12 protein-coding genes and 2 pseudogenes are annotated in these 16,988 nt (G+C 36.4%); 3 read left to right on the forward strand and 11 right to left on the reverse strand.

Annotated elements, in window-relative coordinates; translation table 11 throughout:
- Positions 1–23: 23 nt before the first annotated feature.
- Both ACFX4I_RS23660 and ACFX4I_RS23665 read right to left on the reverse strand, forming a co-directional pair.
- Positions 24–1,472 (reverse strand): sucrose-specific PTS transporter subunit IIBC, encoded by a 1,449-nt coding sequence (locus ACFX4I_RS23660; RefSeq protein WP_377423430.1) that lies wholly within the window; start codon positions 1,470–1,472, stop codon positions 24–26.
- 193 nt (positions 1,473–1,665) lie between these two features.
- Positions 1,666–2,661 carry a LacI family DNA-binding transcriptional regulator gene (locus ACFX4I_RS23665; RefSeq protein WP_377423432.1) on the reverse strand — a complete coding sequence of 332 codons (996 nt, stop codon included), beginning with the start codon at positions 2,659–2,661 and terminating at the stop codon, positions 1,666–1,668.
- 722 nt (positions 2,662–3,383) lie between these two features.
- On the opposite strand from ACFX4I_RS23665, the gene ACFX4I_RS23670 reads away from it, so the two are divergent.
- On the forward strand, positions 3,384–3,728 hold the full coding sequence (locus ACFX4I_RS23670; protein ID WP_230303167.1) for a DUF6176 family protein: 345 nt from the start codon (positions 3,384–3,386) through the stop codon (positions 3,726–3,728).
- 206 nt (positions 3,729–3,934) lie between these two features.
- Here the strand turns inward: ACFX4I_RS23670 and ltrA are convergent.
- The 5 genes and pseudogenes from ltrA to ACFX4I_RS23695 all read right to left on the reverse strand — a co-directional run.
- Positions 3,935–5,181: pseudogene (gene ltrA / locus ACFX4I_RS23675) on the reverse strand (group II intron reverse transcriptase/maturase).
- A 45-nt stretch (positions 5,182–5,226) separates the two neighbouring features.
- Positions 5,227–5,382, reverse strand: coding sequence for a hypothetical protein (locus ACFX4I_RS23680; RefSeq protein ID WP_377423436.1), 156 nt, complete (start codon positions 5,380–5,382; stop codon positions 5,227–5,229).
- 643 nt (positions 5,383–6,025) lie between these two features.
- The gene (locus ACFX4I_RS23685; RefSeq protein WP_377423439.1) at positions 6,026–8,185 is read right to left on the reverse strand and encodes a S8 family serine peptidase; all 2,160 of its coding nucleotides are present in this window, start codon (positions 8,183–8,185) and stop codon (positions 6,026–6,028) included.
- Between the two features lie 979 nt (positions 8,186–9,164).
- Positions 9,165–10,145 carry an NADPH:quinone reductase gene (locus tag ACFX4I_RS23690; RefSeq protein ID WP_377423442.1) on the reverse strand — a complete coding sequence of 327 codons (981 nt, stop codon included), beginning with the start codon at positions 10,143–10,145 and terminating at the stop codon, positions 9,165–9,167.
- 239 nt (positions 10,146–10,384) lie between these two features.
- Positions 10,385–10,567 (reverse strand): annotated as a pseudogene (locus ACFX4I_RS23695) (AzlC family ABC transporter permease); the annotation flags it as partial.
- A gap of 263 nt (positions 10,568–10,830) precedes the next feature.
- Between ACFX4I_RS23695 and ACFX4I_RS23700 the strand changes: the two are divergent.
- Positions 10,831–12,219 (forward strand): aminotransferase-like domain-containing protein, encoded by a 1,389-nt coding sequence (locus ACFX4I_RS23700; protein ID WP_377423445.1) that lies wholly within the window; start codon positions 10,831–10,833, stop codon positions 12,217–12,219.
- 236 nt (positions 12,220–12,455) lie between these two features.
- Here ACFX4I_RS23700 and ACFX4I_RS23705 read toward each other — a convergent pair whose 3' ends face one another.
- Together ACFX4I_RS23705 and ACFX4I_RS23710 are read right to left on the reverse strand one after the other, a co-directional pair.
- Positions 12,456–12,890 carry a hypothetical protein gene (locus ACFX4I_RS23705; RefSeq protein WP_377423448.1) on the reverse strand — a complete coding sequence of 145 codons (435 nt, stop codon included), beginning with the start codon at positions 12,888–12,890 and terminating at the stop codon, positions 12,456–12,458.
- Positions 12,891–13,061: 171 nt separating this feature from the next.
- On the reverse strand, positions 13,062–13,454 hold the full coding sequence (locus tag ACFX4I_RS23710; RefSeq protein ID WP_377423450.1) for an RNA polymerase sigma factor: 393 nt from the start codon (positions 13,452–13,454) through the stop codon (positions 13,062–13,064).
- A gap of 473 nt (positions 13,455–13,927) precedes the next feature.
- Here ACFX4I_RS23710 and ACFX4I_RS23715 point away from each other — a divergent pair, with 473 nt between their 5' ends.
- Positions 13,928–14,161, forward strand: coding sequence for a hypothetical protein (locus ACFX4I_RS23715; protein WP_377423453.1), 234 nt, complete (start codon positions 13,928–13,930; stop codon positions 14,159–14,161).
- 77 nt (positions 14,162–14,238) lie between these two features.
- Here the strand turns inward: ACFX4I_RS23715 and ACFX4I_RS23720 are convergent, their stop codons facing one another.
- Positions 14,239–15,057, reverse strand: a complete 819-nt coding sequence (locus ACFX4I_RS23720) for an alpha/beta fold hydrolase (RefSeq protein WP_377423456.1) — start codon at positions 15,055–15,057, stop codon at positions 14,239–14,241.
- Positions 15,058–15,332: 275 nt separating this feature from the next.
- Positions 15,333–16,241 carry a PhzF family isomerase gene (locus tag ACFX4I_RS23725; RefSeq protein ID WP_309518403.1) on the reverse strand — a complete coding sequence of 303 codons (909 nt, stop codon included), beginning with the start codon at positions 16,239–16,241 and terminating at the stop codon, positions 15,333–15,335.
- Positions 16,242–16,988 lie beyond the last annotated feature (747 nt).

Here is a 16,988-nt window from a genome sequence, read left to right on the forward strand (position 1 = left end):
ACAGCCCTTTTCATATTAATAAATTAGGCTGCTTCTTTTCGAGAAAGGGCAGCAACTTTTTTATCTGCTCGATTTGCTAAGCTGAATGTTGCGATAAAGGCAACAGCAAAGGAAATGGCCATACCAATTATATAAAAGATAATTGTATCTGTTTTGATGGAAATAATCCCTGGTATACCTGCAGCGCCAAGTGCAATCGCCTTTACTTTGAAGAAGGTGACGAAAGCAGAAGCCACTCCTGAACCTATAATTGCTCCAATAAATGGATACTTCAGTTTTAAGTTAACACCGAACATTGCAGGTTCTGAAATCCCTAAAAGAGCCGAAATACCCGCTGCAGATGCCGTACCTTTTGTTTTTTCATCTTTCGTAATGAAAGTAACTGCAAGGGTTGCTGCTCCTTGAGCAATATTGGACATTGCTGCAATTGCGAAAATAAAAGAGCCCCCAGTTTTTGAAATATCAGAAAGTAATTGTGTTTCTACAGCAATAAAGCTATGATGCATACCTGTGATAACGATTGGTGCGTAAAGAAGTCCAAATATAGCTCCTCCGATAAAACCAGTTCCATCATATAAGAAGATGAGACCGTCTGTTAATAAGTTCCCTGTAGCCCGAGTAATCGGTCCTACTACTGTGAACGTTAAGATACCAGTAATAAAAATTGTCAATAATGGTGTTAGAATATTGTCTAGTGCGGAAGGAATGACTTTCCGCAAATACGTTTCTATTTTTGCTAAAATAAAGGAAGCAACAAGTACCGGCAACACAGTGCCTTGATATCCGATTTTTTCAATTTCAAATCCGAGAATATTCCAGACCTGAATTTCACCGCTTACTAAGGCTCCTCCGTATCCCCAACCATTCAATAAGTCAGGGTGAACCATTAGCATTCCAAGTGTAGCACCCAGATAAGGATTTCCGCCAAACCGCTGTGTGGCAGAGAAACCGATTAAGATTGGAAGGAATACGAATGCTGCGTTGGCAAATGTATTAATTAGAGCTGCTAAATCTGCGAATCCCGGGTTAGCTTCGACAATGGATTGCCCTGCGATAAATAAGTCAGGTGCTGTGAGCAAGTTGTTAATCCCCATCAATAGACCGCCGGCAACAATTGCAGGAATAATAGGAACAAAAATATCAGAAAGCATTTTTACAAAGCGCTGAAGCGGATTCATTTTCTTCGAACCAGCATCTTTTACATCTTTCGTCGACATTTCAGTAAGTCCAGTTAGCTTTGAAAACTCTTTGTATACTTCATTAACAGTTCCCGCACCGATAATAATCTGGTATTGTCCTCCAGTTGAATATGTTCCCTTTACTGCATCCATCTCATCTAGTTTTGCTTGATCGACTTTATCTTCATCATGTAAAGCTAAGCGGAGCCGAGTCGCACAGTGTGCTGCAGCTGCCACATTTTCTTTCCCGCCGATTGCCTCCAATATTTCCTGGGATACTTCTTTATAATTCATAATGATCCTCCTTTTAAACGTTTATAAACGCTGGCTTGGAACCGGTTCCGTTTAAATTCAAAAAAATATATGAATATATCAAGCAACGGAACCGGTTCCAGCATAAACCAAAAAAATATAATATCAACAAGTTGATTCACAGAAACCGGTTACATTTTAGAAGGGGAAAATTTGGTAACCGATTTCATTTTGATTATAATCGGTGTAGTAAACGATTGTCAACGCTTTCTCTTTCAATAATTTTAAATTTTGATAGAGATAATTTTGGTAATTCTTCCCCGTTAACAAGCTTCACGATACTTTTAGCTGCCATTTGTCCTGCTTCTTTGTAGTAAAATTTCGCTGTAGTTATGCCTGGGTGTATCATCTCTGTTACTTCATAACCTCCAAATCCAGTGATCGACAAGTCTTCTGGGATTTTTAAACCTCTTAAATAAGCTGCTTTCAAAGCACCAATCGCTATATTATCAGTTGCACATACGATAATAGTGGGAGTGAAATCCTTAATAATAAAGGGGACATTGATTAATGCATCTGTTATGCTGAAGCTTGTTTCATAATACCTTACTTCACAGTCTGATTTTTCATCTATCGCCCGCTGAAATCCTTTTTTTCGCATGACTCCTACAGCAATATCTTTTCCTGTTACGCCCAAAAAAGCAATCTTACGGTGACCTTTTTCCAGCACATGTTTTCCGAGATCATATGCTGCTTCATAATCATTGTGTATGATGCTGTGAATTGTTTCATGCTGCTGACCAACCAGTAAAACGGGCAAGTGCAGCTCTTTGAAGGCCTCTAAATGGGCGTCTGTAACTTGGGATGGAAGCAAAATCATTCCCGCAACCTTTTGCTTAGCCAGTGTGTAAATATTTTCAATTTCCCGATCTAAATCCTGACCGGTATTTGAGATCAGCATTTGATAATTTAGTTCTCTTAATTGTTCATCAATGCCAATTAACGTATGAGAAGAAGCATACGAATCAAGTCTCGGTACGATGGTACCGATTATATTAGTTTTCTTTGCTTTTAAACTTTGAGCGAAGGCATTAGGAGCATAGCTGGTTTCATTTATCACACGTTCGATTTTATTTTTCGTTGCCTCACTAACAGAACCATTATTTAGATAACGTGAAACTGTACTCTTAGCAACTCCGGCAAGCTTCGCGATATCAGTAATTGTAACCAAAGCATTCATCTCCGTCTTTATATGGATTTATTTATTATACACCAATATGTTTAGTAAATTAAGAGGTGAATATAGTTGATTATTTAAACAGGAAAATTTTACAACGTTATCATTGCAAATTTAAATGTAAACGCATTCACTTCCAAGGAGGAGGTGTGAAATATGGAAATTAGTAAAGAGGTTACATTTATACAATGATAATAGGACTAACCATTAAGAGAGAAAAAATCCTTTCTTTTCTATTTAGCTCTCTTCTCAAATGGGTATAGCACTCCATCAACCCAATTACGAAACATTTCGTATACTTCCTGATTAGTTTTAACATTACCAAGAAATACACCCATAAGTTCATTATAATAGTATTCTTTATCACTAAATAACGCTTGAAACTCCTTATCATCTGCGAAATTATTAAAAAATAAGTCCCTTTTAGTTAAATATATATAAGAACAATTAGTTACCCCAATATAAAGCCTGTATCTTAGATTACCTAGTAATCATTGATACAGGCTTTTTTTATACTCCTTGTTGAACTAACGCACCCGTTAGTTTAAGTAGATTTCTTCACATACTTTTTAGTATTTCAGTTAATACAGGAATGCTGCCCCGATAGTTCCATAAGACAAAGATGCGCCAAAGTAACTCCCTTATTTCACCTGTTGAGTTAAAACCTGCTAAAATATGTAATGTAAGCAAGATAACTAATTAAATGGGGGAGAAATATGAATGTAGAACTAACAAGATTTAGAATTAAGGAAGGTAAATCGGAACGGGTAGATGAATGGTTAAAGTTTCTAAACGAAAATATGAATGATGTGCTGATAACCCTTGAAGCCGAAAAAATGTATGTTGAAACTATATTTAGAGAACGTCTAAATGGTGATGAGTTTTTATATTGGTACTCTGTCCAGGGGCAAGGCGGACAAGAAGTCCAGGAATCAGACCACTGGATAGATAAGAAGCATTTAGAGTATTGGAAAGAATGTATTGATGAAACATTCAAACCTGTTGATTTAAAAACGGAAGTAGTTATGATTCCAGAAAATATAAGACAAAATATGAAATGACCTCTACTATTTGAGGTCTTTTTTTGCTATTTTGACACACTGAAATAAGCAATTACTCCTCGTTTCTACACTCTACTTTTCTCTAAATTATACCAGTTCTTATGCAACTAACCTGCCCCTTAGTTCCATAAATCGAGTAGGAGGAGGCGCCTAGCCTCCGACCTCTCACACCACCGTACGTACCGTTCGGTATACGGCGGTTCAGTTTAAGTCTGACGTAGTTTTGTATATCGTTCATATAGATTTACTAACCCATGATGGAGCCAATAAACATTATTAAGGGTCTTGTCTAGAATAGGACTATGCGCTATGCGCCAATAACCCTTTCTGCTATTTCCCCATTCATATGCTTTTTCAAATGGGACGCCTAATCCTTTGAGTTTCCTCACCCTCGTTCTTGGCAATTTCCATTGCTTCCATAGGCACATCCTGAGTCTTCTTCGAATCCATGAATCTAAATTCTTCAATACGTTCGGAGTATCAATGAGGGCGAAATACCCCATCCAACCTCTAAGGTATTGCTTGAACTTATTTATTCGGAGTTTCATGGGTATCGGTAATTTTCTCGAGGTCATTTCCCTGATTCGTTTCTTTACTCTCTTCACCGTTTGTTTAGCCAGTAGAACCTTCGGGTTCTTCTTTGATTTCGTGAAACTAAAACCGAGAAACGTTCTGTTCCAAGGGCGATCTTACTTCGACTTCTCGTAGTTGACCTTTAGCTTCAGTTTATTTTCAATGAAGCTTGAGATATTTCCCATTGCACGTTTGGCGGCTTTTCGTGTCTTCACAAAGATAGTACTGTCATCCTCATACCTTACGAATCGAAGATTGCGTTTCTCTAGTTCTTTACCTAAATCGTCTAACATGATATTAGATAATAAAGGACTTAACGGACCTCCTTACTTTTATGAAAAAGTCCCCCTATCATAATGCCTGTTTGAAGGAATTTACGAATTAGTTTTAGAACTCGTTTATTTTCAATTTTCCGCTCTAACATTCCCATGAGCTTGTCATGATTCACTTTATCGAAGAACTTCTCCAAGTCCATATCCACTACCCATGTATAACCTTCGGTTATATAGGACTTTGCCTTTCGAACCGCCTGGTGCCCTTGTTTGTTAGGGAGAAATCCATAGCTATTCTCCGAAAAGGTTGAGTCATATATCTTGGTCAATATTTGGGCAATGGCTAGTTGAATGAAACGGTCTAGAACGGTAGGAATACCCAATAGCCGAACTCCGCCGTTTGGTTTCGGGATTTCGATACGACGGACGGGCTGCGGTTGATAGGTACCCTGTAAAAGGGCAGTTTTCATGTTGTACCATTCGGTTGCGAGGTGCGGTCTCAGGTTTTGAACCGGCATTCCATCTACACCATGGCTTCCCTTATTTCTTTCTACACGCTTCAATGCCTGTATTAAGTTTTCCCTCTCTAGTATCTGTTCCATTAACATCGTTGATATCCTTTCCCTGCGTGGATAAATGGTCTATTTGTGCCTTTATCTGCTCCACCCTTTTGAAGTTCCCCGTGTATTCACCACTTCTTCCTTCAAATAAGTTCCGTTAGGAATTGTTTGCTTCTTCGCAGATAACGAACGCCTAGTATGCATCCTCCTTAATCTGTTCGGTCCTTCCTTATCTTCTCGATTAGACAAGTACTATGACCTCTGCTGACTTCTGATGATTCAGCTGTCCATCACTGGACAGGTTACCAAGTGTACTTGGCTGTCATCAGACCTCCCCGGGTAAGAGTGCAATCTTTCCCTCCATCTATCTGCTTCATTTACTCTGTACCACCTTCGGCAGTAAGGGCTTTGTTTTGTTTCGCAAACTCATCCAATGATACCTAGCCTTATATGAAGTTCGTGTTCCTCAGACCGGAGGTTTGCCGCTTGCTTCCTTCAGATTCCACGTCACCGTGGACACCCTTGCATTAAGCTAACCACTACTACTGCCTTCATGGTTCGGGACTTTCACCCTATAGATTGCATCCATGCCGGGCGCACGAAAAAGCTGCCTTAAAGACAGCTCCGATCTTATGCTAACGCACCTGATATTTCAACATGGTCTAAATAGTGTTTTATCCATTAAACAGACAATTAATGAAAAGATTATGGTTAATATTGCATCTTGCTCGTAGTAGTTCTTATCAGTGACATCCAGCTACTCTAAAAAATCGAGAGAGATGGAAGAACGTAATTTTAGATTATGGGAACCTTTCCCCCACTTTCCCGACCACAAAAACCCTTAGCTTCATCCTCTTTACGGATGAAGCTAAGGGTATACTATATATAACAGCTATTTTAAAACTGAGATGGAATCAACATTTACCTCCGTAGAAGTTTTACGGGCAACAGGATCTGCCTGACCAGTCCATTCAATAGATAATACGTGCTTACCTGCAGTTAGTCCTGTTTTACTGAAGATTTCTTCTTTATACTTAGGAGTAGCAGCATGCAAGCTATAATTTGCAGATTTTCCGTCCAATGTCACTTTTACAATTCCTTGTTTTTCATTTTTTATAGCTTTATAGGATATTCCTGTACCATTAAACACAATTTTCACAGTTGAACCGGTTTGGTTTGTACTTGTGTATGAGCTTGCCGACGCACTTCCATCGGATATTTTATTCCATGTTCCTCCATATCCAAAATATTTACTCGTATTTTCATATGTTCCTGCTCCAATGCCTTCTGTAACAGAAAGAGTGTATTTTCCAGCTCCACTAAAAGCGTGGGCATTCAAATAATATGTGCCTGTTTTAGGAGCTGTAAAAGTAAAGGACTCCTTGGATGAATTTATAATTTCTGAATGTGCTACAATGCCGTTGCTCGAATTTACAGTCTTTGTAGTGTCGTTATACAAATATAAATCAAAGTCCGTCCCGGAATCACCAGTTAGTGTAGCCTTCACCTTTTCCCCTTTTAATAGTTTAATAGAATATACATCATTTTTATCTTTACTTGCATCAAGTGAAGTACTGATACTTCCTCCTTTCCAAGTAATACCTGGAATATCAGAATCTACCTCGAAATTAACTGCTTTCCCTGCATTCACAAGTCCTCCCGTAACAACTTTTCCTGTTAATGAAGACAGCTTCGTAGTGGTTCTCAAGATAGCATTCTTGATTTGAACGGGAGTATATGATGAATGTGCGCTTTTTACTAACGCTGCTACTCCTGTAACATGCGGGGTAGCCATGGATGTTCCATCAAGATATTCATAAGCCGTAGAATAGTCGCCTTCCACACTTGGGGTTGTACTTAAAATACCTTCACCAGGAGCAGCAACATCTACGCTTTTTGCACCGTAGTTAGAAAAGTATGAAAGATTTCCTGTATTGTTAATAGAGGCTACAGAAAGAATATTAGGCAAATCATAAGCAGCTGGATACATTGGACTTGTATCCGAGTTCTCTGCAGAGTTACCTGCCGCAGCTATAAATAAGGTACCTGAGTTTTTAATAGCATCCTTTAATGCTTGTGAATTTTCTCCTCCACCCCATGAGTTATTCAAAATCTTTACACCTTTTACCTTAGCATATTCAATGGCAGCGATCGCATCAGATTCGTACCCTCCATATGGTCCGATAAACTTGAGAGGCATAATTTTTACATTTGGAGCAATACCGGTAACTCCAATTTTATTTGCTTTTGCCGCTATTGTTCCTGCAACATGAGTTCCGTGGAAGTCTTCCTCTCCTCGAATGAACAATCTATTATTTTTATCATAAAAATTCCAGCCGTTTACATCGTCTATATATCCATTTTTATCATTATCGATCCCATCGTTAGGAATTTCTTCAGTGTTTACCCAAATTTTATCTTTTAATTCTGGGTGATTAATTTCGATTCCTGTATCAATCACTCCAATAACAAGAGAGGAACTGCCCTTTGTATTAGCCCATGCTGCTTCCGCACTTATATCAATACCTTTTTTACCAACTTGCCCTAATATTTCCTGTCCAGTATTTTTAAGTCCCCATAGTTCGTTATATAGGGGATCTGTAACTGCTGTCGGTTGATATACATAGTTTGGCTCTACATACTCAACATTAGAAGAAGCGTTAAATTCTTTTAACACATCTGCCATCTTTTTATTTTTGGAAAATTTTATTACATGTGTTCCTTCTTTATTCAATTCTTTTGCATTTGTTAAACCTAAAGTAGTGCTCAGGGATCCTAGACTTTTTATGGAGTAATTCTTTTTAAATTTTACGATAACCTCATTTTCTTTATACTTCTTTGGTTTGTTATTATTAAAATAAGTAAGTATTTTCCTTTTTTTAACTTCGCTACTATCTACTTTTATAATCTCCTCTTGTATGTTTCCTTCTACCTTTTTCTCATGTTTAACAACTTGAGGAGTATTCGTAGAAGTGGCAACAACTGTTGTTGTCCCCCCAAATAATAATCCTACAGTTCCGCATATACCTATTATCTTTTTTAGTATTCTCATTCTCTAATCTCCCTCAGTTTTTTTGTTTGCATGATAATAATTTGGTAAGAACAAAAACCTCCAATATCCATTTAGTAGATATGTAATTCTCTCGCCAAAAAAGGATCAAATTCAGTATTTTTCAGTTGAAAAATAGAAAATAACTAAATTTTTCCTAAATTGGTGTTTTCTAACAACCAACTACTAGTTTAATAGATGTGAATGAAATGTTCAAGTGTTCATTTAGAAAAAAATGTATATTAATAAGGTGAATGAATAAATAGAAAGGGCATGTTTTGAAAAAAGATGAATCAAAACATGCCCTTATACTATTTAATTGGATTATTCTTTTGTAAAAAAGATTGGTCAGTTTTGTGTTCCTTAATCAACTAAAGCACCCGTTAGTTTAAGAACAATACTTCACAATCTTGCTACCCTGCCCCTTTAGCTCCATAAGAAAAAGAGCCGCCATAGCAACTCCCTTATTGAAGTAAAGCACCTGAGCTTAAAAAGAAGTAGCCATTATATTTACCTTTTCAGTAAAAATCTTGGAGGTGAACCAACCTCTTGTTCTGCTTCAAAGTAAGCAAGTGAACCTTCAATACTTTCTTTAAGGCTTCATTTAAGGATATTTTTTTACCATCAATTTCTTCGTTCAATTACATAACACTCATTGGGTGCACCTTGTTTTTTAAGTAAAGTAGCAATTTCTTGATAATCGGAATTAGGCGTTGGTATTTCAATCATATATTCCGGAAGAAGTGTTTTGCCATTATCGTTGCAAAGTAATGCCTAATTCTTTAATTCTTTGTTCAGCTCTCAAAATATTAAAACCTCTTTTCGTTTTGTGTTTATTTTCAATCAATAAGAATATCAGCGATGAAATATTTTTTTAAAATGGATTCTATTTGTTTTCCGTTAAATGCTGGATCGGCCGACATTTTTTATCAAAGATTAATTCAGAGCAACAAGCAAACCATTTAAGATTTTTTATCTTACTTTAATCGATGGAAAGTACTATTTTTCCATGTGCTTTTTTACTTAATATTTGTTCATGCGCTTTTCCAGCATCCTCTAAGGTTAATTCATCTCCGATTTCCGGATTTAAAATACCGGATTCCAGGAAAGCCTCAACAGCAAGTAAACTCTCATTGTACTCATCGGGTATTGCATTCCAAAGAGCCAACCCTAAGATATCTGCTTCTTTATTCATCGCCAATCTCGGATTGATTTCCAGGCTGCCCCGGTTACCAACTACAACGATACGACCATATGGTGCTATTATCTTCAGATCAGTCTCTAAATTCACATTTGCCAAGAACTCAATGATGACCTTTGGTCCTTTATCATTTGTCAAAGAAATTATTTTATTGATGGAATCCTCCGTTATGTGATCAAGTACATGTGTGGCTCCTGAAGCTTTCACCAAAGACTTCCCCTCTTCTGTGCTTGCAGTTCCAATCACCTTCGCTCCGATTCCTTTGGCCATCTGAACTGCCAACAAACCAACGCCACCACTTGCTCCGTGGATCAAAACTGTCTCACCTGGTTTGATCTTCGCTCTGTGAAACAATGCACGATAAGCAGTTAATGCTGGAATACCGAGAGATGCACCTTTCTGATATGATATTGACTCAGGCAATCTATGGACAACATTCGCATCACAAACTACCTTTTGTGCATATGTTCCGGTATTCCGCTTTGCAAGCAATGCAGCTACAAAAACGCGGTCTCCTATTTTGAGATGCTTTACCCCCTCGCCTATTGCATCTATAACTCCAGATCCATCAAACCCGGGTGTGTACGGCAACTCAGGAATATAAAAAGAATACGTACCAGTACGAATATACGTTTCATTGGGGTTGACACCCGCAGCAAACAGTCTAACACGTACTTCATTTGTAGCTGGAATAGGTTCATCTACTTCTGTGTATTTCAAGACTTCAGGTCCACCAAAATTTGACATTTTAATAGCTTTCATCTGTCTTCCTCCTGCCTCAATATTTAATATATAGTTTTTTTTGCACTTTCTACCTTCTTCACCACCCCTTAAGTCCAGTAGTAAACTCCTCTCATCATTCCTTATACCTATGGTGAGAGGAGATAGAAACTCTAATATTATCAATGAAATTAAAAAAAACAATTGCATCAAAATCATGTAGACAATCGTTCCACCTTCTACAGAGAGGAGCATCTTTTCCTTCCAAAAGTGAAGCAGGGCATAAATTCCATTGAACCTGCAAATATTGTTAGACTTATCAAGATTGGGTAAATTGCACTGAAACCTAATGAATTCATATAGATTCCATAAGCGATTCCCAAAAATAAAAACCCTGCAAAAATGGGGACAGTATATGGAAAAACCGAACGAAATGCCATCCATATTTGATTTCTTTTTTTCATATGATTCACATCCTGAATTGCTAACTTTATTTTAATTTAACATACGAAATCCATACAACAAATAAGATAATTGTATCCATTACAATTATCTTTATATAAAATAAAATTCCCCCATTTTGATGGAATGAGGGGGCTGATAGATGTTCTATTCCCTAATATTAAACGGAATCTCTTAGAGTAGACTTTTCAAATTATACAATTCCATTATTAATTCCATACAATAAATGATATTATTGTATGGAATACGATATTAGAGGTGTAGTATGCCAGTAAATTCATTTGATAATTATCCAATGTCTTGGAAACCTGATAAGAAAGCATTAAAGCGTCCTTTTTATTATTCAATTGCGTCACTACTTGAACAGGATATTATTAATGGCTTTTTAGCACCTGGGACAAAGTTACCCCCTCAACGAGAATTAGCAGATTTTCTTGACTTAAACTTTACCACTATTACCCGTGCCTATAAGGTATGCGAGGTAAAAGGATTGATTTATGCAGTCACCGGAAGTGGAACCTTTGTCGCTCCTAATGCTACTCGTTCTATTACCATTTCCAATGATAAAATCACAAACAGTATTGATTTTGGTTTAGTTGCCTCTTTTGAGCAATCTAATGGAATTGTAGCAGAGGTTATCCAAAAGGTTGTGGATAAAAACTATTTGGAGCAGCTACTGAATTACAATGATCCGACCGGTATTCCACATCAAAAGACTGCAGGGCTAAACTGGATGAAATCTTTCGGTATTCAAGCAGACCAAGAACATATAGCGATTGTTTCCGGCGCGCAAAATGCGTTGGCAATTGCATTGACTGCGTTGTTTGAGCCTGGTAATCGCATTGCAACTGACTTATACACTTATTCAAACTTTATCGAGTTGGCAAAAATGTTTCATATTCAGTTAGTGCCCATTCCCGGAGACCAGTTTGGAATGCTCCCAGACGAACTTGAAAAGCAGTGTTTGCAAACAAATATTCACGGCGTTTTTCTGATGCCCTCTTGCAACAATCCAACCACAGTTATGATTTCAAATTTTCGAAAGCAAGAATTAGCTGCGGTCATCCGTAAGCATCGTTTAATTTTGATTGAGGATGATATTCATGCATTTCTGACGGCAGGTATTATCTCCGATTACCAGCAACCAATGTTCCATTTGCTTCCAGAACAGAGCGTTTATATTTGTGGCACCTCTAAGTCAATATGTTCTGGATTAAGAGTTGCCTATATGGTCTATGGGGATGCCTTACGTGAGAAGATTTTGCAGGCTATTTTTAACATCAATATAAAAACCTCTTCTTTTGATGCAGAGATTATTACAGAGCTTATCTTAACAGGGAAGGCTCATGAAATTGTTTCTCAAAAGAAACATCTTGCACAGTCTGCAAATGATATATATTCAGAATATTTTCCTTTAAGAAAGAATATTGGACATCCACTTAGTTTTTATCGTTGGCTTCCTATTCAAGGGCATAACGATGCGTTACAGATGGAAACGAATTTGAAAAGGCAAGGTATTCGCGTTTTTCATTCTGATCGTTTTCTCAGCGGGCAGACCCCCCCTGATAAGTATTTGCGTATTGCACTTTCTTCTACAAACTCATTTGATGAGTTAAAAATAGGATTAGAAATCCTAAAACAGTATCGTGGCTAATTCAAAAATTCAATAAATCTTGTAAAACATGCATCAGTTTATTGCCGACACCAATATCCTGAATTAATAATACAGGGTTTTCGTGTCGCCTTTTCAATTATAAAAAATTGTCCCGAACATAATAATCCTCTTTATATTGATTTTCTTATGGAACTATCCTTCCCCTTTAGTTCCATAAGAAATGGAGCTGTTTCCAGCCCCATAGAGAAGTAAAGTACCTGTTAGTTGAAGAAGCACTATATTTTAATTGTGAAACTTCTCATACAATACCTTATAAAATCTTTATCACGTATAATGATTTTATAAGGTATTGCTTCAACGGATAATTCCTTCCTTTTTATTTCAACTACCTGTCTTGCATACTCTTCAATTCTTTTAGCTTGCTCTTTAGTCTCCTCTCCTTTGGATAATGAAGTCTTTAAAATGATTTCAAGAGGTTTTGGATGAAAGGAGTAGGCAAAACCATTTGTTTCTTTAAACTTTTTATGTGTTTCTTCCATGACTGCTGTAAAAATAGGCTGCCAATTCTGACCCTTAATTTCGTCTTCACTTTCTCTTTTGACTTCAACTTCAAACTTCTCATGCTTTTTTGCATATATTACATCATGTACATGTTTTTCTATTTGATTCTTCACTTCTTTGTAATGTGGCTCCGTTCCTTCAATCCCCACTTTAATGGAAACCTTTTTGGGGTTCATAGATACTCCACTAGCTATAATGGTATAACCCTTTTCTTCTACAACCTCTTGCGTTATTGTAAGTAGTTCATCTGTAAGTTTCTCTAATTCTTTATTTTTTTCACTTGGTTCAACTTTATCCCGTACTTCTAATACAATCTCAACTCAATCAATTTTATAAGACTTAGCACATTTAAAAATAATAAAAAGAGTCGATTTAACTTTACTCTCAGACCAACTCAATATCTTTGCTGTATCCTCAATAGAAAAACCTTTGATTTTTCTTAAAACGATCACCTTTCGATATGTATCTTTGATTTCCCCTAACGCCTTATATAGTTCAGATGATTCCTCTTTTATTCGAATCATTTCTTCAGGCAATGAGTTATTATCCTTTTGAAAAAGAAATACTTCTTTAAAGAACCTGCTAGGTTTACGTTTTCTTAAAAAATCCACCGTTAAGTTGTGAGCGATACTGAATAGCCATGTTCTTTCACTGGAATGCTGATTAAATGAATTATGATATAAGTACGCTTTTACAAAGGTATCGTGGGTCAAATCCTCTGCCTGTGATAATCCTTAACCATCAATAAAATAAAGCTTAAAATGGATTTACTATGTTGGTTATACCAATCTGCAATTTCTAATTTTCTGTACTCCGACAAGTCTCCACCCCTCCTTTTCTTAAATGTTCAATACCAAGACGTAATAACTAAATAAAAGTTGTGTTTTTGTATTAAAAAAATCTCTAAAAGTTTAGATTAGAGATCTTTTTTTTTATTATAGAACTGATGTTTATATCAGTTGTCTAAGAAATAAGGTAAAAACCATGCTCCAAGCCCATGATTTTTACCTTAAAATAAGTTCCTCGTTAGATCTAATATTAGTATTCCTTATTGAACTAAACTGCCCCGTTAGTGCCATAAGAAAAGAGCTGCCTTAAAGACAGCTCCGATCTTCAGCTAACGCACCTGTTAGTAAATGGTGGATAATATGATAAAGTGGAAATGTTAAGGAGTTGAATATTGTAGATGATACACATAACAAGAAAAAGGTGGTTAATAACCACTCTTTTAGTAATGATTCTTTCAATAATATTGTTTTCTACGTATGATTACTACATTGACAAGAAAGCCATTGACTGGGAGTTCTTACTTATCCGATCTATTATCGCTCCATTGGCTATTACAGGATTTTTCTGGCTATGGGGAGATTTAAAGTTTGAAAAAAAGAAGAAGGATGAAAAGATCGATTATAAAGACTGATTAGCTCCTGATAATGAAGTAAAGCACCCGTTAGTTTAAGTACAATATTTCACAAACTTCACTTACTGCGTTAATTATTAGTTTTGGAACTCTTCAATTCTATCCAACCATTCATTTAATAGAGTGCTAAAAAGTTGCGGTTGTTCAATTTGTAAATTGTGACCTGCTATATCCAATACAGCAAATGTCCCTCGTGGATATTTGTTTACTATGTCAAGAGCATCTTTATATCCAACCGAAGAGTCTTGTCTTCCTAATAGGAATACACTGGGTTTAATAAAATCAGACTGGTCAATCTTAAAAGAAAACTCATATTTATTCTTAACCTTATTTAGAAACTTTTCATCTCCAATTTTACAACCACTTAGAATTTCTTTGTTGTACCTTAACCATGTGTACTCATCAAGTACAATGTTGTTATTCCTAAAATCTTCTAATTCACCCTTTGATAAATTTTCAATAAACTTTTCATCCGTTCTCATTATTTTATGTTTCTCAACTGTTCTATTTGCTGGAAGAGGAATAATAAGAGGGCATATAAATGCTGCACCGAGTATTTGTTCTTGATGCTTTTCAATAATGCCCCTAGCTATATAGCCACCGTAAGATTCCCCAGCAATTACGTACTCTTGGTTAGGAATTACAGCTTGAATAAAATCTAAAACAGCATACAACATTTCATCAGAACTGCTTATTTCGTTATATTCTTTTGTTAATCCCATTCCAGGTAGGTCAATATAAATACGTCGCCACCCCTCCCTCTTAGTAAATATAGGTTCCATACAACCACTCATTAATCGATGGTCCGGAGAATAACCGTGTATCATTAAAATTGGTATACCTTCCCCTAAATCTTCATAATATATTTCAGCTTGACGAACTTTGCAATATGCCATTTTAATCCTTCTTTCTATAAAAATCATTTTAACTGACAGTACCTATTCTCTTTTTTTCTTCAATTCCTTATTCAACTAACCTGCCCCGTTAGTGCCATAAGAAAAAGGCTGCCTCAACACAACCTTCCTTATTGAAAGAAGAAAACTAATAGTATTTGTAACAAGGAATTATTCACTCAACCTCGAGGTAGTTGTAAGGTTATTAAGGGCACAAAATCTAAATACGCTACAATAATATTTATATGGTCCAGGTTAAGCTAATGCACATTGAATGGCTATTCCAGTAATAACTCGGACTTAAATACGATTACAGCATTTCCCGCAATCCTTACTTCCTCTGGTTCCTGATGACAAATTTTCACTTGAACATCAATGACACCCGCCCGGTTTATAGCTTCGCCCTGCACTGCTTTAAAACTAAATAAAGTATTATCATGTTTGACAAGTCCATGGTGTATTAAGTATGCACCTAAAGGGCCGTTCGCATTACCTGTAACAGGGTCTTCGTTAATACCAATTGCTGGAGCAAACATTCTTCCATGAATTAAGATTTCGGAGTCGGGAGCATTCATCGTAAACACATAGAAACCATTGCAATTAATTAATCCACTGACTTTTGTTAGTAAATCCATATTAGGGTTTAATCGGTGAAGAAGTTCCGAATTTTTAATTCCAATCATCACCTTGGAATGCCCGGTAGAAACGATTTGTACTGGACAATCTTCTAATAAATCATTTTCACTAATATTGAAAGCTGTAAATATGTTTTCTAAAGCTAGACCATCAATCACCGCATCAAAACTTATACTACCCTGGGTCATTATAATTTTGTAATCATTACCTTCATTAATTACATCGACTGGTAAAATGCCGGCACCAGTTTTTTGATAAACTTTACCTGTATTTAAACTATTTTCAACTGCACGAGCATAGTGGGCAGCAATCGTCGCATGTCCACAGATTGGAACCTCATGAGTAGGCGTAAAAAAACGAATATGTACATCAGATTCGCTATTGTCTGATTTAAATATAAATGCCGTTTCCGAATTGTTAAGCTCTCTAGCAATTCTCTGCATCTCACCCGAAGATAACCCATCTGCATTGGTAATTACACCAGCAGGATTACCTGATAATTTTTCTTTCGTAAATGAATCAATTTGATATAATCGGTACTTTCTTGCCATGTCATTTCCCACCTTTAATATAGTGAATTTCCGGTCCTTTATACTATCTATTATTCTTACTATATTAAAAATTACCCCGTTAGCTCCACAAGAATAAGAGTGATCGTCACAGCTCTTTAAAGAACTATTGCACCCGTTAGTTCATTAAGGAATAGGCATTTTTTCAAACAGCAGAGGATCTTCTAATCAGAGATCCTTCGATTCTATGTTTATTGTGATTTATTAATTGATTTCTTTTCGTATCGTTTTGAAAAGTATAGAGTAAGGATAACACCTAATAAAACGATTCCTATACAACTATAAAGTGGAAAACCCCAACGTATGTACGCAACTGTTGATGCTCCTAATACCGTGATCCATTCAAAAACTAAAAATGGTTTTATGTATTTATTCAATTAACTAACCTCTCCTTCCTTTATCCATATATTGTTAATTTATTTTAACATACCTGGAGTTAATAAAATCTAAAAAAAAATGGCTTCTAGAACTAAGTCTTATTAAACTATCCTGCCCCGATAGTTCCATAAGAAACTTCTATGGCGGCCATCCTCGCCGCCACCATCTACTACGAAAATCTAAACTCAAAAATAGAGTCTAACCCATTAACCCCTTGACGATAATGGATGATAACAATACAACCAGGCTGAGCTTTTTTTGGTGGATCTTAAGGAAGATACCCTGTATAAGAAACTGGTTGTGACAGGATTGAAGAACCATTTAGTGTGCTACTAGTACGTATACAAAAAT

Origin of the sequence: Peribacillus sp. YIM B13472 (genome assembly GCF_042788005.1) — a bacterium.
In the GTDB taxonomy this organism is placed as follows: domain Bacteria; phylum Bacillota; class Bacilli; order Bacillales; family DSM-1321; genus Peribacillus; species Peribacillus simplex_E.

What these genes read in the sequence shown, in the direction of transcription:
- ACFX4I_RS23700 (WP_377423445.1), top strand. Translation starts at nt 10,831, where the DNA reads ATGCCAGTAAATTCATTTGATAATTATCCAATGTCTTGGAAACCTGAT.
- ACFX4I_RS23715 (WP_377423453.1), top strand. Translation starts at nt 13,928, where the DNA reads ATGATACACATAACAAGAAAAAGGTGGTTAATAACCACTCTTTTAGTA.
- ACFX4I_RS23685 (WP_377423439.1), bottom strand. Translation starts at nt 8,185, where the DNA reads ATGAGAATACTAAAAAAGATAATAGGTATATGCGGAACTGTAGGATTA.
- ACFX4I_RS23670 (WP_230303167.1), top strand. Translation starts at nt 3,384, where the DNA reads ATGAATGTAGAACTAACAAGATTTAGAATTAAGGAAGGTAAATCGGAA.
- ACFX4I_RS23690 (WP_377423442.1), bottom strand. Translation starts at nt 10,145, where the DNA reads ATGAAAGCTATTAAAATGTCAAATTTTGGTGGACCTGAAGTCTTGAAA.
- ACFX4I_RS23660 (WP_377423430.1), bottom strand. Translation starts at nt 1,472, where the DNA reads ATGAATTATAAAGAAGTATCCCAGGAAATATTGGAGGCAATCGGCGGG.
- ACFX4I_RS23720 (WP_377423456.1), bottom strand. Translation starts at nt 15,057, where the DNA reads ATGGCATATTGCAAAGTTCGTCAAGCTGAAATATATTATGAAGATTTA.
- ACFX4I_RS23725 (WP_309518403.1), bottom strand. Translation starts at nt 16,241, where the DNA reads ATGGCAAGAAAGTACCGATTATATCAAATTGATTCATTTACGAAAGAA.